This window comes from Haloferax sp. Q22, assembly GCF_001482285.1.
Classification (GTDB): domain Archaea; phylum Halobacteriota; class Halobacteria; order Halobacteriales; family Haloferacaceae; genus Haloferax.
This window is the reverse complement of sequence record NZ_LOEP01000030.1, coordinates 53765-76877: the sequence shown is the minus strand read 5'-3', so window position 1 is coordinate 76877 and position 23113 is coordinate 53765. Positions and strand designations below refer to the sequence as shown.

At 54.6% G+C, this 23113-nt stretch carries 20 protein-coding genes and 2 pseudogenes; 7 read left to right on the top strand and 15 right to left on the bottom strand.

Features of this window, described 5'->3' with window-relative positions:
* Positions 1-103: 103 nt before the first annotated feature.
* Entirely contained in the window at positions 104-595 is a 492-nt protein-coding gene (locus AM590_RS13360) for a hypothetical protein (protein ID WP_058827905.1), read from the bottom strand.
* A gap of 277 nt (positions 596-872) precedes the next feature.
* Here AM590_RS13360 and AM590_RS13355 point away from each other — a divergent pair, with 277 nt between their 5' ends.
* The gene (locus AM590_RS13355; protein WP_253245071.1) at positions 873-1280 is read left to right on the top strand and encodes a hypothetical protein; all 408 of its coding nucleotides are present in this window, start codon (positions 873-875) and stop codon (positions 1278-1280) included.
* Positions 1281-2264: 984 nt separating this feature from the next.
* On the opposite strand, the gene AM590_RS13350 is transcribed toward AM590_RS13355, so the two are convergent.
* Both AM590_RS13350 and AM590_RS13345 read right to left on the bottom strand, forming a co-directional pair.
* Entirely contained in the window at positions 2265-2732 is a 468-nt protein-coding gene (locus AM590_RS13350; protein WP_004062178.1) for a transcriptional regulator, read from the bottom strand.
* The gene (locus AM590_RS13345) at positions 2713-3021 is read right to left on the bottom strand and encodes a DUF6516 family protein (protein WP_058827903.1); all 309 of its coding nucleotides are present in this window, start codon (positions 3019-3021) and stop codon (positions 2713-2715) included. Before AM590_RS13345 ends, AM590_RS13350 begins: the two co-directional genes overlap by 20 nt.
* A gap of 418 nt (positions 3022-3439) precedes the next feature.
* Between AM590_RS13345 and AM590_RS13340 the strand changes: the two genes are divergently transcribed.
* Positions 3440-3724: a PadR family transcriptional regulator gene (locus AM590_RS13340; RefSeq protein ID WP_058827902.1), complete on the top strand. Its 285-nt coding sequence runs from the start codon at positions 3440-3442 to the stop codon at positions 3722-3724.
* A 277-nt stretch (positions 3725-4001) separates the two neighbouring features.
* On the opposite strand, the gene AM590_RS13335 is transcribed toward AM590_RS13340, so the two are convergent.
* From AM590_RS13335 to AM590_RS20015, 7 genes are all read right to left on the bottom strand, one after another.
* Positions 4002-5801 (bottom strand): cation:proton antiporter, encoded by a 1800-nt coding sequence (locus tag AM590_RS13335; RefSeq protein ID WP_253805947.1) that lies wholly within the window; start codon positions 5799-5801, stop codon positions 4002-4004.
* An 859-nt stretch (positions 5802-6660) separates the two neighbouring features.
* Positions 6661-6864: a hypothetical protein gene (locus AM590_RS21390; protein WP_058827899.1), complete on the bottom strand. Its 204-nt coding sequence runs from the start codon at positions 6862-6864 to the stop codon at positions 6661-6663.
* A complete protein-coding gene (locus tag AM590_RS13320) occupies positions 6861-8408 on the bottom strand; it encodes a TrkH family potassium uptake protein (protein ID WP_058827898.1) in 1548 nt (515 codons plus the stop codon). Before AM590_RS13320 ends, AM590_RS21390 begins: the two co-directional genes overlap by 4 nt.
* 37 nt (positions 8409-8445) lie before the next feature.
* Positions 8446-9135, bottom strand: coding sequence for a TrkA family potassium uptake protein (locus tag AM590_RS13315; protein WP_007273878.1), 690 nt, complete (start codon positions 9133-9135; stop codon positions 8446-8448).
* Positions 9136-9140: 5 nt separating this feature from the next.
* Positions 9141-11417, bottom strand: a complete 2277-nt coding sequence (locus AM590_RS13310; protein WP_058827897.1) for an amino acid permease — start codon at positions 11415-11417, stop codon at positions 9141-9143.
* Positions 11418-11478: 61 nt separating this feature from the next.
* The gene (locus tag AM590_RS20020) at positions 11479-11898 is read right to left on the bottom strand and encodes a universal stress protein (protein WP_082677731.1); all 420 of its coding nucleotides are present in this window, start codon (positions 11896-11898) and stop codon (positions 11479-11481) included.
* A gap of 2 nt (positions 11899-11900) precedes the next feature.
* Positions 11901-12356: a zinc ribbon domain-containing protein gene (locus AM590_RS20015; protein ID WP_253805945.1), complete on the bottom strand. Its 456-nt coding sequence runs from the start codon at positions 12354-12356 to the stop codon at positions 11901-11903.
* A gap of 352 nt (positions 12357-12708) precedes the next feature.
* On the opposite strand from AM590_RS20015, the gene AM590_RS13305 reads away from it, so the two are divergent.
* Complete coding sequence (locus tag AM590_RS13305) at positions 12709-13452, top strand: Lrp/AsnC family transcriptional regulator (RefSeq protein WP_042662358.1); 744 nt, start codon at positions 12709-12711, stop codon at positions 13450-13452.
* A gap of 87 nt (positions 13453-13539) precedes the next feature.
* Positions 13540-13716, top strand: coding sequence for a zinc ribbon domain-containing protein (locus tag AM590_RS20010; RefSeq protein WP_338041843.1), 177 nt, complete (start codon positions 13540-13542; stop codon positions 13714-13716).
* A 711-nt stretch (positions 13717-14427) separates the two neighbouring features.
* Here the strand turns inward: AM590_RS20010 and AM590_RS13300 are convergent.
* Both AM590_RS13300 and AM590_RS21440 read right to left on the bottom strand, forming a co-directional pair.
* Complete coding sequence (locus tag AM590_RS13300) at positions 14428-15807, bottom strand: sodium:calcium antiporter (RefSeq protein WP_058827896.1); 1380 nt, start codon at positions 15805-15807, stop codon at positions 14428-14430.
* Between the two features lie 264 nt (positions 15808-16071).
* Positions 16072-16629 carry a DUF502 domain-containing protein gene (locus AM590_RS21440; RefSeq protein ID WP_082677730.1) on the bottom strand — a complete coding sequence of 186 codons (558 nt, stop codon included), beginning with the start codon at positions 16627-16629 and terminating at the stop codon, positions 16072-16074.
* Between the two features lie 137 nt (positions 16630-16766).
* Between AM590_RS21440 and AM590_RS20000 the strand changes: the two genes are divergently transcribed.
* Complete coding sequence (locus tag AM590_RS20000) at positions 16767-16955, top strand: HVO_2922 family protein (RefSeq protein WP_082677729.1); 189 nt, start codon at positions 16767-16769, stop codon at positions 16953-16955.
* 431 nt (positions 16956-17386) lie between these two features.
* On the opposite strand, the gene AM590_RS19990 is transcribed toward AM590_RS20000, so the two are convergent.
* From AM590_RS19990 to AM590_RS13290, 3 genes and pseudogenes are all read right to left on the bottom strand, one after another.
* A complete protein-coding gene (locus tag AM590_RS19990) occupies positions 17387-17809 on the bottom strand; it encodes a winged helix-turn-helix domain-containing protein (RefSeq protein WP_082677728.1) in 423 nt (140 codons plus the stop codon).
* Between the two features lie 275 nt (positions 17810-18084).
* Positions 18085-18458: pseudogene (locus AM590_RS19985) on the bottom strand (zinc ribbon domain-containing protein); the annotation flags it as partial.
* A 572-nt stretch (positions 18459-19030) separates the two neighbouring features.
* On the bottom strand, positions 19031-19930 hold the full coding sequence (locus tag AM590_RS13290; RefSeq protein WP_058827894.1) for an SOSS complex subunit B family protein: 900 nt from the start codon (positions 19928-19930) through the stop codon (positions 19031-19033).
* Between the two features lie 1203 nt (positions 19931-21133).
* On the opposite strand from AM590_RS13290, the pseudogene AM590_RS13285 reads away from it, so the two are divergent.
* Positions 21134-21481 (top strand): annotated as a pseudogene (locus AM590_RS13285) (AAA family ATPase); the annotation flags it as partial.
* Positions 21482-21707: 226 nt separating this feature from the next.
* Entirely contained in the window at positions 21708-23108 is a 1401-nt protein-coding gene (locus tag AM590_RS13280; protein ID WP_058827893.1) for a hypothetical protein, read from the top strand.
* The last annotated feature ends 5 nt before the right edge of the window (positions 23109-23113 follow it).

The window sequence follows — 23113 nt, the reverse complement described above, 5'->3', positions numbered from 1 at the left end:
TACTTGACGCGATAGCTGTCAGCCGCGTCGTCGGCGACAATTCGAACAGCGATACCACGATCAGAAAGCGTCACTCTCAGGGGCGTCATTGGGCACAGCGTCGTTAGTAATGGACATCAGCGGGAACGATCCATAGGTGGTCGTTGGACCCGACGAGTTGCTCAAGCCGCTCGCGATGCCGAATCCCGTCAGCGAACTCGTCGTAGAGGTACACCGCCGGCCCGCGGTACGCACCGAGATTGTGGCACGCATGCCTGACGAGGTCCTCATCGCGCATGATCGCTGCGGCGTCAAGGTCGTCAACACCCTCTCGAACGCGTTCGAGGTTTCGCTCGAACTCACGAGTGGTCGCCTGCCAGCCGCGCTCAAGCAGTTCTTGGCCGTCCTCCGAGCCAACGAGTGCTGCAACCGGGAGGTCACCCCACCGGGCGCTGCCGGCGACTGTCGTTGAATCGTCATCGAACGTCACATAATAGTCGAACACCGCCTCAGCGTGGGGGACAGCGCCCACCAGTTGATCGAACACGTCGGCGGCTCGCGAGAGGGCTTCGTCTGTTGTCGATGCAGTCACGAGTGCGTAGATTACTTGGTGCATTCGTCGTCACCTCGCCGGCTCAAGAGTCGAAGTCTGTCCGACCCCCTGCGCCGGCGCCCATCGCCGGCGCACACAAACACAACCCATTACCATACACCAGTGTTCACGTGTACTGTTGCTCTGGGGGAGATGGTGGACTCGATCTGTTGAGCTAGCAGTCGTTGGAGCCGTGCTGAACTCAGGGTTCAAGTCGGACCCTGGCATGATATCTCGCCTGAAAGAGTCGACCCGCTCAAAAATGATAATATACTTACTAATATCGGATATAGTCGGACGCGTGCAACGCCGCAATGTCCTCCTCGGTGCGACCGCCACGTTGTTCGGGTTCTCCGGCTGTATCGCCCCGTTCACGTCCGACGGATCCCTTCAAGAGGTGAACGTCGAACTCCGGAATACGGATGACGGAGCGCAGACGTTCCACCTCGCGCTCGAAACCGAATCTGGCATGCTAGACTGGAAATCGCATCGTGTCAACGCGGGCGCTGACGAGCCAGTAACGATAGCCCCAGACAAAGATGTCACCCCGGTCGCAGTACACGGAGTTGTCAAGGACTTCGCTGAGAGAGTCGACATCTTAGGTGTCGATAACCTTGATGAGAACTACTGTCTCCAATTCCATTTCTGGGACTCCCATCCAATCGATGAACGACCGCAGTTGGCGCAGGTCGCCGACATCGAATGCTAACTGTGGAGCTGTTCTGCCAATAAACTTAGAAGAATTACTGCTCATTCAGTTAGTTGCCATGTCTGTCAGTCTATCTATCTCTGATTAAATCAAAAATATGCAAAATTGTAATGAATGCCCATCCGGCTGCGACGAGAGTAGAGCCCTTGTACGCCCAATAGACTGTGAAGAGCAAGGTACCAACAGTCAGTAGAAGATGAGTATGTCTACTTACATACATTTCGAATATATATTTTCGTACATGTACTAAATAACTTTCTTGGTAGCTGCACACACAGCGCGTCGTGCTGGCAGGTGTTTCCCAAATTACCACGCTGCGCGCGAGGTCTGAATCTACTCAGTTTGTTGAACAGTACGATGAAGACGACACCAACGATCATCAGTTCTAAGGCATAGTACCTGGGTCAGAACTGAGCGCGATGTCGACAACGTGCGGTAAGTAGTCGAGGATTTTGATGAGTACCCCCTGAGATGGCCGTCGGCCGAAGTAGTGGTAATACTTCTTCTGAGTTGCTCAGTCGTTGTACAGCCATTGATCAGACTGCCGCTTGTTTTGCATACGTGGGTCCCGCTGGTATCGCTCAATATTTCTCGCGATGACCACACGGTCGATGATGTCAACGTCAAGCGTCTGGGCGAGGTCCGTACTGCGGTGTTCGACATACGGAACACCCCCAGACCGACTCTCCAGCCCACGCTGCGGGCGGACTGCCGTCGCGTGAATCGAACCGATGCGGTGTCTGCTCGCCACACGACTGACAGCGGAGCAGTTGCCGTGTTGGTGTGGTAGATGTCGGCTGTGATGGCGAGGCGTCGACAGACGTTCGTCGAAGCGCAATCGCCGGGACAACCCACGTCTCTGAGTCCGAGAGTAACTGTTCACGCCAAGAGTCCTCAGTAATCTGCGTCCCAGCAGCGTTGTACCACCGGGAGCACCAAGAAGGTTTCAACAGGTTCAAGAAAATCGTAACCGCGAATCTCCGGCTACGCTGATGCGGGCGACGAAGACCCCTCATCACGCGGCAGACCGAACTCAACCTCAATCCGGACCGTATCGTAGGGGACGTACGGCTTCTTTGCGCGACCATCCTTCTCGAAGTGGACGATATCGTACTCAGCTAGTAGGTGTAGATCGTCGTGCACATCGTGGACGTCGCGCTCTAAGCGACTAGCCAGTGCGCGGATACTCTCGGGCGGGCGTTCCATCACCTCTTCGAGGAGTTCCATCCGCCGGTCGGTTAGCAGTTGGCGGAGCCGCGTCCGATCCTCGAAGTTGACGACATGCGGTACCTCTTCACCCTGCTCCCACCGTTCGGCCCGCTCAAGAGCCGCCGCCTGCGCCTGTTCTGCTGGGAGCGATGTGATACGGAGAGTCGAAGGGTACTCGACCTCGTCCGGGTCGGGAGTGAATTCGTCGTGCGTCGGTTCAGTATCAGTTGGTTCGTTGCTCATAGATCTCGTTCACCTCGGTTTGGAAATCGTTGACTAGGTCGGACAGCCCTGTGAACTCCAACTTCGTGATGTCGGCCTCGGGTGTATGTCGGTGGTGTCGACCAACATCCAAGTGGTACGGCGAGTTATCATACCGCAGGAGTGTGTCGCCGTCAGCGTCCATGTACTGAAAGCTGTATTTCAGTCCCTGCGGGAAGTCTTCGCTTGAGGGGACCTGCCACGCGACCATCTCATACCGACTTCCATCTGGCTTCTCGTTTTCGTCCCGGTACACAACCCTTGCAGGCATCGTTTTCCTATGTTGTGGTACAACCCCAACAATGTTAAAGGTTAGCGTTTGGAACGTCCCCCAACAGACAGATTCCGTACACTCAGCACCGCTTTGGGCTTTTTTAGCGATAGGACTTCGTCCGTACCCTTTCTTTGGATGGTATTCAACGCCGTCTCACGCGGTGCTTGACTCTCGTGTGGGGAAAGTTCGTCTCAAGCCCGTTTTCAATCGCAGCAGGACGTGGCCGAATGCTACTTGCACCTCACCAACGAGCGTCTTCGTTCAGTCGAAATTCCGCGGCCGGGTCACGGGAGGGCGGCATACCGCGTCGTGGCTGTACGTTCGGATATAAACGTTCGTCCAGCGAGGCCACTCTGAAACCCGGCCGATGGCCAACAAACGTATATGTATTCTTAAACTAGCTGCGGACAGCAAAATGTACGACTTGACCGGGTTCCAACGCGACCTGCTGTACGTCACCGTCGGTTTGGATGAGCCACACGGACTCGCAATCAAAGACCAACTCGAGGACTACTACGAAACCGAGATCCACCACGGCCGGCTTTATCCTAATCTCGATACGCTCGTCGAGAAGGGACTGCTCGACAAGGGCGAAAAGGACCGCCGAACGAACGTCTACGCGATCACCGCTCGCGGTCGTCGAGAAATCGAAGCCCGCGACGACTGGGAACAGCAGTATACCAGCGAGATCACAACCTGACTGCTACGACGAGACGAGTCCGTGAGTAGAGCCAGCGCTAATACAGCAATCACGGATCCAAATCATTGTTCAGACTTTGTTGAACCCTCTCGCAGTCTGGCGATTTACTGAAGACCGAGTTCCCAAATCCGTAGAAATCTGTGGAAAGACCGCCTCACCTCAATGTCAACGCTGAAGGATTCAACAGAGCTGTTGGCTTAAAAATCGCCGCTCGTAACCAGTCGGTAGACTTGATCAGGGCAAGTCGGTTACAGCCCTGCCGTCACGTCGGCTTTAGTCACGGATTAGGATGACACCGCTCGATTGCAGCATGAACTGCGTCGCGACGGCCAACGAATGTAAGATGGTCCCCACGTTGGAGCGTTAACTCGGGAGTGGGGATTTGAGAATTACCGCTCCGGCTGACGAGCGCAATTAGCACTCCATCTGGAAGGTATTCATCGAGCTCCTTGATGGACTTCCCTACTAATCGATCTGATGTGACCTCAATTTCCTGTACGTCACCGGAGCGGCCGAGTTCTGTCATCCACTCCGACAGTGCTGGCCGTTCGATGGCGTTGTCCATCTCGTGAGCGATCGCGTCGTTCGCCGAAATCGCTCGGACTCCCAGTTCCTCAAACGCTTCCACGTTGCCCGGTGTGTTTACTCGAGCGATCACCGTTTCGACATCGTAGTTCGTGTTCGTAAGCTGTGCAATGAGGAGATTCGCGTCATCGTTCGCTGTGGCCGCGGCCACAATCTTGGCATTCTCGATTCCTGCTGCCTGGAGTACGCTAGTGTCAGTCCCATCACCCTGATGAGCACTGAATCCTGCATTGCGTGCTGTTTCCACGGCATCTTCTTCCTTATCGACGATGACGACGTTTTCACCTCGATCCTCCAGTCGTTCGGCGAGGCCGCGACCGACGCGCCCTCCGCCAACAATGATTACACGCATGGGAAGTACGTTGAGTGCTTGTGCGATGTGGCGAGCAAAACCACCCTCGAAAACGACTGTCATGAGTATAACTAAAAATACCGACCCGACGAGAACAGTGGCCTGCTCTGGACTCGTCGAGCGAAGTTCGAGTGCAAATAGTGTCGCAACGCTGGCTGGAATGATTCCACGGGGGCCAACAGCGCTCATGAACAACTGCTCGCGAAACGTGAATCGCTCTCCATAGGTACAGAACAACACGGCAATAGGGCGAATCACGAGGGTCACAACCACGACGACGAGTATCCCACCCAGCCCGAGCGAAACGAGTTCGCTGAAGGATAACAACGTCGCGAGTGAGATAAACACGAAAGAGAGGACAATCAGTGTGATATCTCCTTTGAATGCCTCAATTTCGTCTTCGTGCGGAAGGTCTGAATTCCCAAGGATGAGGCCTGCAGCGGCGACAGCCGCGATTCCAGCTTCCGGTGCGATTGCTTCTGCGAGACCATACGTTGCAATTGCACCGATGAGGACGACCAGCCGCGCATTCTGTACGGCATTCGAGGGCGTCAAATCGAGATGTTTGAGGAGATACCAGATGACTGCGGCTGTGACTCCCCCTACTAGAACGCCAACTCCGAGTCGAGCCACGAACGACTCGAAGAGGGCCGTAAGTCCCGTGTCACCCAATACAGCAAGGTCAAAGATGACAACGGCGAGAATCGCGGCCGTCACGTCGTTCACAATTCCTTCCGTTTCGAGAGCTGCTCCGACTTGGTCGCGAACTGAGATTACGTTTAAGATCGGTGTGATTACTGTTGGTCCGGTTGCAATAAGGAGTGCGCCGACAAGAAACGAGAGCGACCATGGTACACCTAAGGCGAATCGAACGACAGTAGCCGTAGCGACAAACGTGAAAAGCGCGCCTATAGTGACTAGTCGGAACGCTTCACGTGGGGCTTGCTGGAGTTTGTCAATTTTGAGATGAAATGCTCCTTCGAAGACGATAATCGCGACTGATATGCCGACGATACCGGAGAGCGGTTCTGGGCCACCGAACGAGTCAAGACCCACTAGGTTCAGACCCTCAGGCCCAACAGCAATGCCTGCGAGGATCAAGAAGAGAACACTCGGTATCGAGAGCCGATCGGCTAACATCTGAGCAACGACACCGAGCCCAAGGATGATTACTACAAGTGGAATGATCCCAGACCCAGCAGTCACGATTCAAACACCAAGTCGACGTTACTGATGGGAGGGTTAAATAAAAGGGGACTCTGGCAACGAGCCGATCGCAAGCGGAGTATCTCCATTCAAAGTGATACTGACCTGGATTGGAGATCACTCAATGGAGATACGAACCAGAAATGTGAGCAAAAACAGAGCTAACCCCAGATATCCGATGAGATTTCCCACATCGGTCAGTACCGTGTGATTCTGTGCGAAAGAAAGGATGACTACCCCAATCAGAATACAGACCAGTCCTGCCAGCATGATGGGCCGTATCCATCGATGGGTTGGCTCAGTTTGCTGCGTAGGCTTGTTCATTATTGAAATAGTAGACGGGCTGCAAAACATGATTGTCGGATCAGAACGAGTTCAGCAGAAACGCAAGGCTGGGCGGGAGAAGAAACCGTAATGCAGTCGCTCCAGATCCGAGCCCGACGTAGCTCATTAAGACGACGAATTGCGACCGGTCATCTTCGAGACCGGTGAGAAAATGATATAAAATGAGCGACACCGTCGCTTGCACGACGAACAAGGATACGAGAGTACCTGTCAGGTAGAACCCTGGATCTCTCGTCACCGAGAGAAAATTTGGTGGGGCCCATGTGCTCTCGACTACTGTAAGACCCCAACCAATCCCGACATACCAATAAAGAGAGTAGTGCTGACGAGCACTCCACGGGAGCCCCAGATAGCCGACCACCGTAGCCACCACTCAAGGACTCCAACAATACGAGCACGCGTCGAACGCGGGGGGATTTCACTGTCCATTTGTTGTTTTGTAGGGTCGTCACCCCCGGGACCCCTGATACAAAACATACGCCACGAACACGGCAATATACGCGACGGCAATGCTCTCAGTTACGAATGACCGACCGAGGATGACGACCAACCCGATAACAAGTGGCCCAAGCAGAAGTAGCGAGTCAAAGACTCGGTTATCTGCCCCAGCCTCAAACACATAGGAGACGACCGGTAAGTCTCTCAATTTCATGAGTATAGGCCTCCACGTTTGAAGATCGTTCGGAGCATCACAAGCACTGGAATGATTTCGAGTCGGCCGATCCACATATTGAAGAGGAATGTGACTTTTCCAATTGTGGGAAGCGACTCAGGTCCCGTAATTCCCGATGAGAGCCCTACGTTCCCCTGTGCACTAGCAACCTCAAACACGACATTAGCGAGCGAGTACTCTGCAGGCGAAAGCGTGAGTAGCAAGACGAAGGTACCGACAACAAGGAACGTAATCCAGAGAACGACAATAATAGCCGCCTCCATGAATTCCCGACTGGCCTCTTTTTCATTCAGTCGACGTCCATTGATGTTCAGTCGCCGGACCGCAGTTTCGGGATAAAAGACATCTGCGATGTAATACCGGATTCCTTTCGAGAGCGTCAATCCGCGAATGAGCTTGATACCTCCTGCGGTAGATCCTGCTGCACCCCCGACGAACATCCCAAACGTGACTGTGAGTTGGGCGTACGACGGCCACCGCCCGAGGGCGACGTTGGTCGAATCTACAGCGGTCTGAAACCCGGTACAGGTAGCCGCCGAGACGAACTGAAACAGACCGTATCGTAGGGCGGCAAATGGCGTCTGATACGGCCCTCCGAAGTACAGGAAGCCCCACAGGAGGGCAGATCCGAGACCCATGTAGCCGAACACCCACCGGGTCTGGAGGTCAGTGTAGAAATTCCGAAGGTCCCCCTGAAGGATAAGGTAATGGACCGGAAACGCGATGCTTCCCAGCAACATAATCGGAATCAATACGAAATCGATCGCGACGCTGTCGTAGGTCGCGATCGAGTTGTCCGTAATTGAGAAGCCACCAGTCGCGAGGCCGGTCATCGCGTGATTGATCGCACCCCAAATCGGCATTCCAGCCAACCACAGTGCGAGGATGGAGACAAACGTGAATAAGATGAAAATCCACCAGATGGTCCGGACGGTCGAAACGATGCTCGGGTGAATCTTCTCGGAACGAGCCTCGCTTTCATATAGTGTCAGCGACCCGCTGCCAGGGCGCGAAAGAACCGCCGTCGTCAAAACGATAACACCGACACCGCCGACCCATTCGGTGAAGGTTCGCCACCACTGAAGTGTGCGTGGCAGTACCTCTTCATTGTCTGTCATGGTGAGACCAGTCCCGGTGAATCCACTCATGCTCTCGAAAATAGCATTAAGTGGATCAGTAAACGCTGCAAGCGTCGCTGTTTGAGTGGGGCCAAAGCCTGGGATACCGAGCTGAACACTCCACGCAATCAGGAGAAATGGGAGCGAGCCGAAGACACCTACCGAAGCCCAACCCAATGCAGCAACAATCATTCCGTGGAGCCGACTGGGAGCATCAGCTTCTCTGAATGTTTGATACAAGATATGACCGGCCACCAATGGAACCGCTGCCGAGATGAGGAGTGCGGGAAGTGCATAATACTCTCTCCAGACGACCGGAACGACAAGCGAGACGCACATCAGCCCACCGAGTGCTTCCAAGATACGCCCGAGGTCTCGTCCGACTGTTGCAACGGACCTGTTCATAGCTTATCTATCTCTCCTTAGCAAGACGGACGGTGTGTTAGAAATCAGCATGGTCTTCATAGTGGCCGAAAATATCAGTGATTTCAGGGTCAGCGCCAACTCCAGAATAGACGGTCAACAGGTCTCCCACTTTGATGACTGTATTCCCACGAGGCGTGATGGGGTGTTCGTTCTCGTCACGCTCGATCGCGACAACGAGCATTTCATCGGTCAGGAGCCCAGCTTGGGCGGCTTCTTGGAGTGTTTTTCCTGCGACTGGTGCCCCGTCTGTGACTGTTATCTCGAAGACTTCAGCTTCCTCACCGATGCGCATGTAGTCAACGATTGCTGGACGTGCGACAGCTCGATAGAGGTAGTCGGCGATCAACTGTTGGGGGTTCTCCATTGTGTTCACGCCAATCTGTTCGAATAACCCCATATGCTCCGGATTGTGGACGACTGACAGTATCGCTGGGATTTTGAACTCTTTTGCGAGAAGACACGTCATTACATTCGTTGCGTCCTGATCTGTCGTCGAAATGAGTGCATCAGCCCGTTCAGCACCGGCGTCTATCAACGTATCTTTCGTCGTGGCGTCGGCGTGCAGTACCAAACAATCAAACTGGTTAGCAGCTTGATTCGCACGTCCCTCGTCACGTTCAATGACAACAACCTCGTTGCCTGACTGCGTTGCAATGTCGATAAGTGGTGTTCCGATATCGCCAGCGCCGATTATGATAATGTACATATTGGTTAGACCTCCAGTCTCCGCATCAGGGCTTCACGAATTGACATAGGCGATTCTTCTTCTCCGCGTGCCATCACGACTGTTTGAGCTAGTTCTGCGCCGATTTTCTCTGGGAGTGATCCGAATACTGCCTGTGAAATCGTCCCCGCCCGCGTCGCACCGACACAAACCGTATCGTAATCTTGAGCAGCTTCGATGATGGCTTGCTCAGTATTCTCGGCCACAGACACCTTCGCATCGTAGGACATGTATTCGATTCCGGCGCGTTCAGCTAACTCGGAGATTACTGCTTCACCACGTTCGGTTGGTGAGAGTTCTTCGTCACTATCGCACTCTGGGGACTGCACGTTGAGTAGCGTCAGGGATGCCTCATCAGCCGCAGCAACGAATTCAGCAGCACGTTGGGCAGCAACCGGTGCGTGGGGGCCCTCACCAGCAAGTACCATGACATCTCCCTCACCGCGACCATCTTCCGGACCGAGTTTCACGAGCGTCGCGTCACATGGTGCGCGTCCAATAACGGGGTCAATCGTCGACCCAAGGACGTGCTCACGCCTGCTTCGGGTACCTTGCCAACCAAGCAGGACGTGATCAGCATTTTCCTCTTCGATGACGTCAAGTATGACAGACCCAGCATTACGGCCGACAATCGCACGAGTCCTGAGTCCGATATCGAGGTCAGCGGCGATGTCCCGAGCAGAGTCCAGTAGTTCTCGTTGGCGGTCGACTCGTTCTTCCTCGAAGGTGAGGTCCTGAGAAAGTGAGGTTTGGCGTGGGACTTCGATGACGTTTACCGCGATTACCTCAGCGTGTTCACTTTCATGAGCATGTGCGCTCGCCGCAGCCATTCGCAGCAGGTCACGCTCGGTCTTTGGATTCGCAACCGGGACAACGACACGATATCGTCCCTCACCGTTCACCATCGCAGTCGGTTCGGGAGCAATTGCTTCCCCAACAAGACTTTCGCTGAGTGCTCGGTCCCGTGCGTAAAAGAGGTACCAGAGCATCCCGAAGACGACGATCACGCCGCCAATCGCCTGAACAATGAAACTCATCTGGATGAGAATCACGAGGCAAGCGGCGAATCCCAAGACGGGTACGATAGGGTATAGGACGCTTGGGATTTTGAAAGATGGCTCGTACGCCTCGGGGTCCGCGCGACGTAATACGACGACAGCAACGTGAACGAGAGCGTACGTCACGAGATACATGAAGCTGGCCACCTCTGCGAGGGTCCCAATTCCGACACCGATCGCGATCAACACGAGTGTGATAATTCCCGTGACTGTAATCGCTCGGTACGGCGTTCTAAACCGGTTATGGACCTCGTTGAGCCAGTTGACGAGAATTCGGTCTCGGCCCATCGCGAAGTTAACTCGGGCGGCCGAGAGAATACTTGCATTCGCACTCGAGACAGTCGCAAGGACAGCACCGACAATCATCACTAGCGCACCGATTGAACCCATGAATTCGGTTGCCACGTCAGCAACCGGAATCTGTGAGCCAGCAAGGGCCTCGATCGAGAGTGTCCCCGTGGAGACGAACATTACCCCAACGTACATCAGCGTCGGGGTCACTACAGCCGCTATCATTGCGAGCGGGAGATTTCGACTCGGATTCTTGATCTCCTCGGCACTGGTTGCAATGACCTCAAAACCGATGAACGAGACGTAAACTGTCCCAATCGTCGCTGCAACGGCCGGCCAACCGTTTGGATTAAATTCACCAAGAGTTGGACCACTAAGGATACCTAACCCGAGGAACACGATGATAAGTCCAACAAGTGTGAGGACGATGACGTTCTGGAGCGCACCGGTTTCTTTGACCCCATAGTAGTTGACTGCAGTCAACAAGGCTGCCATCACGAGTGCCGCAATAGAGATGCCAACGTCTCCCCATCCGGCGAGGAACCCAATATACTGTCCAAGCCCCGGAAGCAGATACTGACCGAAGCCAATCATGTAGAAGGCCGACGCAAACGTCAGTCCGGCCCACATCCCCCAGCCGACGATACTCCCAAAGAACGGTCCCAGCGCGCGATTGACGTAGTAGTAACTACCACCAGCTTTTGGCATCCCGGTTGCGAGTTCCGAGAGAGAAAGAGCTGCCAACAACGAAACCAGACCCCCAGCGAAAAACGAGAGCATACTTGCAGGGCCTGCCTGCTCAGCAGCGATACTCGGGAGGACGAAAATCCCGGCACCGATCATCGTCCCCAACCCGATGGTGTACGCCTCGAGGAAGCCGAGGTCGCGGGCGAGCTCCTGTTCAGCCTCACTCATAGGAAACCTCCCCCGCCGTGTGTGTTATTCCGTATTGCACATTTTTGCACCAAGGAAACATTCATTTATTTTCAGTCTGTTCTGGGAGCGAAATGACCGGACGGTCTGCATCCGTGATTAGCTTGAGCGCTGTATCACCCGATAAGAACTGAACGAGACGGCTCCCTCCCCGCGGGTGAAATGCGATAGCACTCGCATCCACATCGGCTGCGACGTCGATAATCGCAGCAACGACATCTCTGCTGTATGCAGTTTCCGTGTCGGCCTCCGGAATGAATCCACGAAACGCCCCAAATACATCCGAAGCCCGCAGTTCTGCTTGTTCGAGGGGTAACTTGTCTGGTACTCCCCCTCCCTTCTCGATGACGTGAACGACAGTTACCTGTCCATATTCATAGCTATCGAGTACTCTTGCCGTTTCACGTGCGTCCTCTTCGTTTGCAACCGGGACAACGAGATGTTTTGTAATTGGTTTTGACATGATTATTCTTCCGTCTCGGCATTGTTCTGATTCTCAGTACCACAATGAGGGCAGACAGCTGCTTCCTTGTCGAGGATTCCTCCACAGGATCCACACCGAAGCTGCTCGGCATTATGAACGTCTCCAAGATATGCCCAATGCAAGGAGTCTGTCCCGTCCATCCGATGCTCTCGGCGGACGTGATAGAGTGATACACGATCCGTACTCACACCGGAACCGTCCGATTTGGGAGGGTGTTTTCGCACGAGCGCGTATGCACCGTGGTTCTCTATTTTGAGGACCTCTCCAGCAGCCGTCGCCTCAATCTCCTCTTCGATCGGGGTTCGAAGCGCTTCGATACGGTGCTCCACGTACGAAAGTACGGATTTTAGTTCAGGGAGCCCCAGCGAATTGAGTTGCTGAACAAGTGCTTCAGAGAGGTTATTAGGGGGTACTCCGCGATTATCTGCGTCACCCATACTCTCAACACCCACTTACAGCGATATGGAACTCGTCTGGGTTACAGAGTGAATCTATTCCTAAGTTCCCCACTTGCGTTTCGTGTCTCATCAAAGAAACGCGAGTACACAACGAGGTCATATTTGCTCTCACATTCCGTAGAGATAAATATTCACCGAATTTCTAAACGATTCCCAAAAATAATCTAGGATATCCTTCTTATCGTTTATCACTTAATATGTGGTCTCTACCCCTTGCTAAGGGCAATTTCAGTTATTCAGTTCTCGTTTGATTACTAGATTACCTATCGAATCCAAACGAATACCAAGAGTAATTTAAAAGTTATACCGGTGCCTACTTCGGAGTATAAATATGGCTCTTCAAATCGATACGATTGACGAACGGATCCTCTATTATTTGTCACAGGAAGCCCGTCACACGTCCGCACCCGATATCGCAGAGAAAGTTGACGTCTCGGCACCGACCGTGCGGAACCGGATCCGCCGACTCGAAGAGGCAGGTGTAATCAGAGGCTATCATGCTGATATTGATTACCAAAAAGTCAGCGGACGACTCACAAACCATTACGTCTGCAGTACGGGTTCCCGGGATCGCGAAGAGATGGCCCAGCGAGTCCTCGACTTGCCGGGCGTAATTAATGTTCGAGAGATCATGTCCGGCAAAGGTGATCTCCGGATTACAGTCGTTGGGACAGATACCGATGATCTCACCCGAATCGCACAGGGGATTACGTCCCTCGGTATTGAAATTGACGACGAAGACCTAGTCCACCGAGAATATTTCCGCCCATATGCCCCATTCGGTCCTCGAGATGAAAAACTAGCGTCCCCCGTCACAGGCGTTGCGGGACTGGCTGGGGATGCAGATGTCGTGGAAATTCTTGTTAGAGAAGATGCACCGATCGCTGGGAAAACGCTTCAAGAAGCGAACGAAGTAGGACTCATTCCTTCGGATGTGCTGGTCGTACGAATCAATCGTGATGAAGGAACCATTACGCCAACTGGCCAAACCCTAATCAAGGAGAGCGATTTCGTGACTATTCATTCCCGATCCGGGGTTACTGAAGAGACATTGACCGCGTTCACTGGCCAGTGACATTGCGAAAATGCGGAACAAATCCACAAGCGACTACACCAAGCGATTGAGCCATTTATATAGTGGGTAGTGTTCTAAGAAACGTTAATGTGTTTTGGGGTGCCAGCACTAGCACGGATGGGATTACTTGAGCTGCTTCGGCGAACAAGAAGAAGCGATGAGAGTACCCTGTACGAGTGTCGAGACTGTGGGACGTGTGTCTTCCCAGAGCAAGAGAAGTGTCCGAACTGTGGTTCGGTCGAAATCGCCTGCTACGAATTCTGACACGCCAAACATTGTGCTTCCAGCATCAGTCAAAGTACAACTCGAGTCAGCTACCACGCCCTGAAGAGCGCGACATTCCAGTATGGACTTCCGTTCTAACTGCTCAAGGCAGTAGGCGAATGCTCACGATTAAAGCCGGGGGTGAGCATACACAAAGCGTTTAGCCATCTCCGTTTTTGAAGAACTATGGCCGCTCAATCGCTCCACGACTGGGTTCTCGTCGATGGGAGGTGTGACAACTATTTCAGTCGGAGCGTACCTCCCGTGTTGAAAATCAACCCGGTCCTCCTCCCGGACGCTGAGATACTGTGCGTCTTATCGATCCGACTCGTCGCTCGCTGGATTTAACTCCATATTCGTTCCGGAACTCGGCTGGTATCTCACTGTTCTCGGCGGATTTTTGTTATCTGTCGCCGGAGGGTGCTACCTATCATCAATGATGCAGAGGTCGGAAAGGACGGGGTACTGAATGACTAACCTTCTGTACTGAGCGATAGGTGAGTTCCCTGTACGTGGCGATTTATTCCCCCATATTGGGTGCTGAATTAATGACTGATTCGCGTCCTATACTCAATTTTGCTCTACAACCCAGCGGTGCGGTGCGGTGCCGTGGGAATCCCCTCCGTGAACGCCGGGGAGGATGTAAAGACACACCCGAATTCACGTGTACCATGTCCTTGAGATAATACTCACATTATCGACATTTCCTGTTCAATCAGCCCTGTCTGGTTGCGTAGCATCACGGCTGATGGCTGTGCGAATATCAGAGACAGTGTACGCAATGAGTTCACGAACACTACCCGTACGCATGAGAAACAACCCGATCCCAAAGAAGGTATAGACACCAGTGTAGCCGTACAAAATAAGAAGACCAATGTCTGCAGCGGCAGGCTCGGCATACGTTTGGATGACATAGAACTCAGCAACGACCTGTGAGACAAACAGGACAAGCAGTGTCACTGCCTCACGAATACTGATCTCGAAATTCAGCAGAATAGCGAGCGCAAAGAGGCTCTGAGCAGCAGTAATCCAGATCTCGGCAGCTTGCTTTTGATCGAACGAAAGCGTCCCAATCTGACCGGCGGCGATAGAATACACGATCGCAAGGGTTCCGATAAGCAGTGTCCACTGATTGAGTTTCGACGAGATGAGTGCGTTAAACCCGGCGGTCGAGCGTGCCTTGTTTACGAGATAGGCAACGACGATGAGTTCGGGGCTCTCACTCGCCAGCGGTGCAAGCCACTGAATCATGAAGAACGGTGGAACGCCGAGGGCAGTGCCGAGTTCTTCGAGACCCAACGCGAATGGGTGGACAGCCTCGAAGATGACCACTCCAGAAAACGCGAACAAAAAGAGGACCACTGCGACTCGGGGCCCCTTTGAGTAGGCCTGGAAATACGCAGGAACCCCAATATGTGCGTCCGTCTCCTCGATATCACCGCGGATGATGATGAGGATGTATAGAGCGAAGAGTCCGACCAAGACGATCGTATCGACGATTCCGATCCCGTTGCCCAGCGGAATGAAAAAGGCGTACGCTGTGGCTGCGAGCAGAAATGTGATCTCGAGAGAGATGTCACGGTCGATCGCTACGGCGTCCGTGAGGAAGCCAGTGCGTTGGATGACTGCTGAGTCGCCGGTGCGTTTCGCCCGGTAGATCGTGAACAGGGCGATGCCAGACCATCCGAGGCCGATGAGAATTCGGTTCGCCCCAGTCATATTCGCGATGGCGAGATTGGCTGCCTCCATTCCGCGTGCGGTCCCCTCGAATGCACCAGCGTTCCATGCGTACAGTGCGTCGACAGCGTACTCGGGTGCGACGGCGAGAACTGCGAGAACTGCGATAGCGAACGCAGTGGGAACGTCTTTTTCGGCGGTTTCGGCACCCCACGCAAGCAGGAACGCCGCACCGAGGATTGCGAGACCACCAGCAAGGACGGCGACAGTAGGAGAAATGTTCGTATGTGGGTTTGTTGAAGTCGACGCTGGGTCAAGGTGATAGCCGTGCGTGACGAACAACGCGATGAATGGGAGTGTCAATAGGAGTGCCGCGGCAACAGCGACGAGCGGGTGGCGAAGACGTCCGATCATGGTTTCGTTCGACTGGTGAGCATCTCTTGATCACGTACACAATCGTCTTCTCTACTGGTGATAGATGTCATGTCTGTATCCATGCAATACCCGAACAAAAACCACAAGATAACGCATCACCCGTAGAGATCAGCTGTTTTGGGGCCTGTACGTTCGTTTTCGGGGCGATTGCGGTGAAGCGGTGAAATCAGCTCTACAACGCTGAATACATGGTTTATGAAGTGATATCGGCTTATCGAGTAGCTCCACGAAGAGAAGCGTGGCTTATACAGAGTCAGGTTCAGCAAAGCCACCGCTGAGGAGGCGAACTAATGCAGTTAGTACTGTCTGATCGCACTCGAGCAGGGACTCTGGGGGGATTTCTGCAACGAATCCGGAAGTGACCTCTGGCGACCCAGGGATGAACACGACGACACGGCCATCAGCAGTTCGATTCCCAGTATCAAACGCCAGCATCCGAGAACCGTTCCACGCAGTAATTCTCACGACTCGTGGAGATCGATTTGAGTGGCTTAGTAGTACGTCAAGTGTTGTTTTCACCGCGTTATAGATGACACGGACAACAGGAAGGCGATTAATCCAATTATGAATAGTTTGATCTACTACCCTCCCAATCTGTGTTCGCATAATCGATCCGATGGAAAGGATGACAAGGGGTGGCAATCCTACTGTGACGAGACCCCGTAAAGCGGGTGACTCGATCGATTCAATTGCGAATAACGCGTTCAATACGGAATAGACCCACCAAAGAAGACCAATGAGAATTAGAAGAGGCACGATTATCGCAGAACCTTTGACAAAGCTTTCGCTCAGAACGCTCATTCGAGGACTATCGTATCAATCATTCAATCGTCTCTGTAGTTGATTCGGTAGCTGTTCAGTCATATAGCTCTTCTACTGAATTTCAACTTCCGTAACTGGTGCACACAAGCTAACTGCGAGCCAAGAGAGACATAGACATGGCACGCACTTCACGGTTTGAACTGTATCAAGATACGGCCGGAGAATGGCGCTGGCGTCTCACTGTCCCAAATGGCAATATAATCGCCGACTCAGGGGAGGGGTACGCGTCAAAGCAAGGTGCAAAGCGTGGCATTCAAAGCGTAAAGCGGAATGCCCCGAAGGCGCAAACAGTCGTCTCAAAGTGATCTTAGACCTACTCAGGGAGGGCGTTCCTGAACATTGTTGGTCTATAGAGTGAAAAACGGAAGGTCACCACCGACTTCGGTCGTTAGACCACTCGAACTCTTCCCGAGTCCGTCGCGTATCGCCTTGCCCGATATTGTGTCGATATATAGAATAAAACAACATTAAAAATCCAAGGCCGAGGAAGATACCCTCAATCGTTTGCAGTGCTAACAACTCTCGACCAGTTAGATTATAATCACCTTTGAGCCAGAGTTGATAAACCGGCTCAACGAGCATACCGAGTGTCAAAAGCCCAAACCCGAGCGTCGCATTTCGAAATGACAGTCTGTGACGGTTTTGACGGTAAGCGTAGTAGCTCAGCAGAGTTAGGAGTGAGCCAAGGACGAAAGTCACCAGATTTGCGATAGCGAACGTCCAAAACTCAGCTGGTTCAACCATGGTTTGTCTCGTCAACGGACCCGTCAGTTGCTTTTCGTTCGAGGTCAAGTGCGCTCGATGGCTGTGACTGTTCGAATTCCGACCAAAACGACTCAAACTGGTCAACAAGGCTTTGTCGCATCTGAATATCGATATTATATCCACCGTCGTCAATCTCAAACACGACCCGCTTTAGTGTTGTTTCGAACGTCTTGAAATGGTGTCCATCTTCATCGATTTCCTGTCGCTCGGTGATTAAATCATACTCAACTAATTCATTCACCCGCCGGTATACTGTTGGTGGAGACACCTCCAAAATATTCGATAGTTCGTCAGCTGAGAAGGCACGCTCACTCGTTAATACGAGAATGTGTCGAGCCAACCGGTCCCCAAATAAATCAAAGATAGATTGTGGGTCCCACTCTTTGTTTACCATGCGTCTCGCCAAACAGTCGCATGCTAATCTAAAGTTCTTTTCGGAACGACGTAGACTCTCGCTTCAACTACCCTCAGATAAACGGAACCTCCCAACTCTCTCAGCACATCGCCCAGTTGAGGATAATATTAGAAGCAGAGCATCTGACTGCTAACTGGAAATGGAGATCTGGTGATGGTTTTGATATAGATTCATGGCAATCGTTCTCTGGGTACGCTGGTTAGATCGTACTATTGATTTCTTCTCCGGCCTATTCACTCTCGTCGGTCGCTCCGTCAGTAACCCACGACTGAAGTCGTGGGCTTGTCAGTGGACTCCCCTTCCGCCGTCGGTTCGACGGAGGCGTGGAAATGCCATTCAGGTTCAGCGTTCCTGACGGTAGCGCACACTAACAGGGTGCGCCTCCACCCGAAGACGTCTGCCCCGAGTGGAGTCGTTTGAGCAGTTTGCGAGCGATTTTCTTGCTCGCGTTGTAGTCCGCGTTCAGTTCGTACTCACACTTCCGGCACACGAGCTGATGTTTCGACCGCCGATTGTTCTCGTGCGTAAACCCGCACAACGAACACCGCTGACTCGTGTACGCAGGACTCACCTGCGCAACCTTGATGCCGAACATCTCCGCCTTGTACTCAACGTACTGGGAGAGGCGATAGAGGTACGATCCCGAATTTCGCAGATTGTAACGCTGCGGTGGGTATTATACGTCAAAGAACCCACGGTAGGCGTGGTGTAGACGACATGGACTCACCGACCCCCTCAGACACAGACGCGAATGAAATCCGCTACACTACCATCGCGATTTCATTTGCACATCAATGGAAGTCCTGGATCATCGCTGTGGGTTGCATTGCGATAACAGTATACGCACTTGGGGGCGGTGACGAAGCACCACCCGGTTACCCACATTTCTTCTTAACATTCGCGTTCTTAAGTGTGCTTCATGGAGTTGAGCAAACTGACGGCTTTCCCAACCCTGTTTCGCGGATCTGGCGCTAACACCGACTTGGTCCCTGCTGACGTACTATCTATCACCCCCGTACAAGTGCTGTACCACTGAAATCGACCAGATACGCCATTCTAAGTGGATGCCAAGGTGGCAAAGTAGGGGTACGGTCGTGGCTGCGCGCGCAGCGACGGTAGGAGCGAGCACGGAGCGGAGGGTGGGGCGGTGGGGCCTGGGTCGGCCCGGCCACCAACAAAAAAGAGGGCTGCCTCGCGCCGTTAGGCGTCCCACCAGGCGTCGCGTTCGGGGAAATGCACGGTCGTCCACCCCGTCAGCGCCACCGAGACGCGCCCATCGTACCAGTTCCGCGCCGCCCCGTGAATCCGCACGCGTTCGCCCTCACGAATCCACGGCACGTCCGAGGCCTTCCAACTCGTCAGCTTCACCTGCCCAGTTTCGTCTTCGAGGAGCCCCACTTGCTGAATCGCCGGCGACTCAGACTCCCACACCGTCGTCAGCGTCCCTTCAATGCACACTTCACGTCGCGACACACCCTCCAGTTTCCCGATCGGAACCATCGTCCCCGGTGCGCCCTCGAGTTCCTCGAACACGCTCACAGCTGCCGACAGCATGTCTTTCCCGCTCACCATCGCTTCACTCAGCCGCCGACTGATCGCCGCTCGCGACCAGCCATCCAGCTTCTCCGCCAACCGTGTTGCCTGAGAGTTCACTGCGCCCAACTGTGCTTGGGTCAGCTCCGTCCGGGGATCCGCCCGGTCGGGGTCCGCCATCGGGTTCAGACTTGCCGCGCGCTTCTGGAACTGCCGCCGTCGCTCAGCGCTCCGTTTAGCCGCAATCGCCCGCGACCGCGCCTCACGACCCTCTTGCGAGCCCAGTTCCGCACGGGCACTAATCTGTTCGAGCTCGGCTTCCCGCGCTCGAATGCGCTCTTCTTGGGCCAACGTCACGCCGTCAATCCGCTCGTTGCTCGTGTCTGCAATCCCATCTGGGTGGTTCGCATCCACCTTTGCCTGAATCTCCTGTTGCACCGTCGCCTGGAACGTCGGTGTCTCGTCGACGACCTCAAACCCGTCTTCGTCGACTGCCGTCTCGTCCGCGTGTTCGAACGCCTGTTCAGCCACCGAAACTACCTTTCGACTGGAGTTGTTACTAGACATTGGAACTTCACCAAGTTTCGAAGGCGCTGACGCGCCAACGCCCGCGACTCCACTCGCGGGATTCTCACGAACTAACCTACCCGAGCCACGGCTCCGACGTCGACCGATGACGCCGTCACCGAGGTGCCCGCGCCGCGCCTTCACGCCGGACCCTGTCCGGCGCGGCGCGGCACCGACGGCACCCCCCACAGACGAGTGCGGGGGTGAACCTCGAGGTGAGCGCGCGGTCACCACCATATACCCAGCCGGTCACCGCGGGTCGGCGCCGCGCCGAGTCCGTCCGTCACAGACGCAACGGCAGCGGCCGCGGCACCGAGGCGGCACGGCCGGGGGGTATACGGTGGTGAACGGCGTCGCATACGGCCACAGCGAGGCCGCAGAGAGCGAGGACCCGCCGGAACAGCACCGCGCCCGGACCCGCACGAGCCTGTCCCGTCCGTCGCAGACGCAACGGAAACGCCTCGTGCGGCAGCCCGGTGCGGGCTGGACGCCCGCAGACCCACAGCTCGTCGCGGTCGAGTTTGAGCGCACGCCCGGCAGGCCGCACAGCCAGCCCTGAGTGAGCCCCGGACCGTGGCATATGGGGGTGAGCACGGCGAGCCCCCAGTAGCCGCGGCAGCCCGGGTGAACGAGGGGTGAGGGCAATCGCCCGAACGGCGAGCAGCCCGCCCGGACCGCGCAAGCGGCCACGTCTGAACCAGCCGGCCGACGGCGCGACCGCATCGAGGGAGCGCCGACGCAACGGCTGGTGAAGATGCAGCCGGCCCGGTCTCGGTCACGGCCCGGACGCGGGCCGAGCGCTCGCAGGCCCGCCCTCGGGGCTGACCGGTATCGGGTGGCTGCACGCGGCCCGACCCGGCCCCGCGACCGTGCCCCGTCCGTCGCAGACGCAACGGCAGCGCGAAACGCCCGGGCCCGGCAGGAACGGACTGCCCGCCGGAGCGTGCGCAACCCGAGCAGTCGCCCCCCAAACGTACCGACACAACTCACCTCCCAAACACGTTCAGACGGTGATTTGATTCTACTAGCCGGTCGTCAAGAACGTCGGAAACGTGGGGTCCACCTGTGAACAACCTTAAAAAAGTGTGAACGGAGAGACCAGCCCGAAAGCCGAATTCAGACTGTTCGAAACTCCTCACTGGAGTCGGGAAGATACTCGAGAATACTTCGGTGGACACCGAAGTCGCTGATAATCGTCTGCAGCGCGTCGACGACCGGCTTGTGAGTCGGCTCCGTTCGAGTGAACACGTCCGGATGGACAAGTACCACGACAAGCAGCTGTACGACATCCTGAGTGCGCGGGCGAAGTGGGGGCTCGACGAGGACGTCATCACCGACGACCAGCTCTACCGGATCGCCGACGCGGCCGCCGGCGACGCCCGCCTCGCAATAGGCATCCTCCGAACGGCCGCCGGCAAGGCAGATAGCGAGAACCACGAGCGCATCACCGACGACATTCTCCTCGACGCCGCCGAGGATGCCCGGGCCCAGATCAAGCAGAAGAGCCTCGACTCGCTCACGCCACACCAGCGCGTCGTCTATGAGGTGATTATAGCACTGGTAGGTCGTGTTTTGTTGACCGAGAGCATGCACCCCCGTGATTTATTACTGCAGGAGCGATTATGTACTACTATGAGCGCAAAGGGCCAGCTCCGTCGGTTCGAGAACAGGGCGCAGTTGCTGCGCCATATCTCTGAGGAGACCGGCACGGACATCGACACGCTTTGGGACGAGTACGAAGCCCAAGTCGAATAGAGCCCTTTGCAGTTTTTGACGCGTGGGCGACGACACTGATCTCGACGTATCGTTCGAAATAGACGCAGAGACAGTCTCTCTGAGCCCTATCGGGGAATATCAGGTTCTCGATCTGGAAGGCCCGGTCGTCATCGTTGGAGATGCGTCGTACCGCGTTGTTCCGGTCGGTGAAGACTCAGACGCGTCAGAAGATGTTCGGGAACTTAGCGTCGACGAGATACGTGCTGCACTCAGCGAACTCGCTGACAACGACGACTTTCAGTCAATCGTAGACAATTGTCCGACGAATACGCCGCTCGTCTACGACGACATCGATTATTTGACTCGCCATCTCCCCACAAGTTCGCTCCAGAAGTGCCAGAAGCTGAGTGAGAGCACCCCTTTCGAGAAGGAATTACTCCTCCAAGTTGCCTACGTAGAACGCCAAAACTCTCTCGTCGGGCATTCAGACAACGTCCTCGAGTATTATCTCGAACAGCGTGCTGAAATCGCTGAAAAACTCCGGTCCACCGACGAGATCGACAGCGACATTGAGCGGTCATTCTTTTCGTATCTCCTCCTCGCCTCGGCACTCATCGAAGAGCTGACAACAGAAACAGTCCTCAACGAACTCTTTCGCGAGGAAGCTCGTCTCGACAGCATCACAGAGCACGTTCGGAGTATGGGGCACGCGAAGCGATTAGAGAAACTCTGTGATATCCAAATACTGACCGGAGGTGACCATGGATCGCTTGTCGAGGTCAAAGAACGCAGAAACAACCTCGTCCACGACGCGCAGAAGCGTGCAGGCCTTGACGAACTCGAATCGCGTCGTGAAGTCGCACAGATCCTCGAACAGACTGATCGATGTGCGTCCGTACTACTGACGATCTCGGGAAAGAACATCGAGTCAGTCATCGCGAAGCGAGGGTGTGATCCCTATATCGAACACGCTCAATCTGAGGCTGTCGCCGACACAATCACGACTTGGGAACAGGAGTATCCAGAGCGCCTATCGAGACTTCACGACTGTGAAAGAGCAACCATCGAAGAGATTCGCTGGGATACCGAAGAGAGTGACCCTGGGAACAACATCACGGAGGGATTCACGTTTGATGGATTTGATGACGAAGAGCTGTATGAGATACTGATGGAGTTCGTCGGTGATGCCTCACAGGCGTTCCTCGACCGGATTGATGCTGATGCGAACGAGAGCAATCTCGATCGCTTCGATTTCGCGTTGATGGTGCTGCTCTGTGCTGGTCACAGGTACGAGGAGATTGCCCGGTGGCTGGATACTGACGAAAAGTACGTCCAGCGGAAGGAGAACGTGATAGCCTGGAGAGCTTCGAAGTTCGAGAAGGATTTGGTAGAGGAGATTCCCCGCCCAGAGGACCCAACATGGCCATCTGAAACGGAATCAGATGATCAAGATGGGTGCTAGCCTGA

What these genes read in the sequence shown, in the direction of transcription:
- AM590_RS13300 (WP_058827896.1), bottom strand. Translation starts at nt 15,807, where the DNA reads ATGATCGGACGTCTTCGCCACCCGCTCGTCGCTGTTGCCGCGGCACTC.
- AM590_RS13320 (WP_058827898.1), bottom strand. Translation starts at nt 8,408, where the DNA reads ATGAACAGGTCCGTTGCAACAGTCGGACGAGACCTCGGGCGTATCTTG.
- AM590_RS13290 (WP_058827894.1), bottom strand. Translation starts at nt 19,930, where the DNA reads ATGTCTAGTAACAACTCCAGTCGAAAGGTAGTTTCGGTGGCTGAACAG.
- AM590_RS13345 (WP_058827903.1), bottom strand. Translation starts at nt 3,021, where the DNA reads ATGCCTGCAAGGGTTGTGTACCGGGACGAAAACGAGAAGCCAGATGGA.
- AM590_RS13305 (WP_042662358.1), top strand. Translation starts at nt 12,709, where the DNA reads ATGGCTCTTCAAATCGATACGATTGACGAACGGATCCTCTATTATTTG.
- AM590_RS13340 (WP_058827902.1), top strand. Translation starts at nt 3,440, where the DNA reads ATGTACGACTTGACCGGGTTCCAACGCGACCTGCTGTACGTCACCGTC.
- AM590_RS13350 (WP_004062178.1), bottom strand. Translation starts at nt 2,732, where the DNA reads ATGAGCAACGAACCAACTGATACTGAACCGACGCACGACGAATTCACT.
- AM590_RS20000 (WP_082677729.1), top strand. Translation starts at nt 16,767, where the DNA reads ATGGCACGCACTTCACGGTTTGAACTGTATCAAGATACGGCCGGAGAA.
- AM590_RS13335 (WP_253805947.1), bottom strand. Translation starts at nt 5,801, where the DNA reads ATGTTAGCCGATCGGCTCTCGATACCGAGTGTTCTCTTCTTGATCCTC.
- AM590_RS21390 (WP_058827899.1), bottom strand. Translation starts at nt 6,864, where the DNA reads ATGAAATTGAGAGACTTACCGGTCGTCTCCTATGTGTTTGAGGCTGGG.
- AM590_RS20020 (WP_082677731.1), bottom strand. Translation starts at nt 11,898, where the DNA reads ATGTCAAAACCAATTACAAAACATCTCGTTGTCCCGGTTGCAAACGAA.
- AM590_RS20010 (WP_338041843.1), top strand. Translation starts at nt 13,540, where the DNA reads ATGTGTTTTGGGGTGCCAGCACTAGCACGGATGGGATTACTTGAGCTG.
- AM590_RS21440 (WP_082677730.1), bottom strand. Translation starts at nt 16,629, where the DNA reads ATGAGCGTTCTGAGCGAAAGCTTTGTCAAAGGTTCTGCGATAATCGTG.
- AM590_RS19990 (WP_082677728.1), bottom strand. Translation starts at nt 17,809, where the DNA reads ATGGTAAACAAAGAGTGGGACCCACAATCTATCTTTGATTTATTTGGG.
- AM590_RS13315 (WP_007273878.1), bottom strand. Translation starts at nt 9,135, where the DNA reads ATGTACATTATCATAATCGGCGCTGGCGATATCGGAACACCACTTATC.
- AM590_RS13310 (WP_058827897.1), bottom strand. Translation starts at nt 11,417, where the DNA reads ATGAGTGAGGCTGAACAGGAGCTCGCCCGCGACCTCGGCTTCCTCGAG.
- AM590_RS13360 (WP_058827905.1), bottom strand. Translation starts at nt 595, where the DNA reads ATGCACCAAGTAATCTACGCACTCGTGACTGCATCGACAACAGACGAA.
- AM590_RS20015 (WP_253805945.1), bottom strand. Translation starts at nt 12,356, where the DNA reads ATGGGTGACGCAGATAATCGCGGAGTACCCCCTAATAACCTCTCTGAA.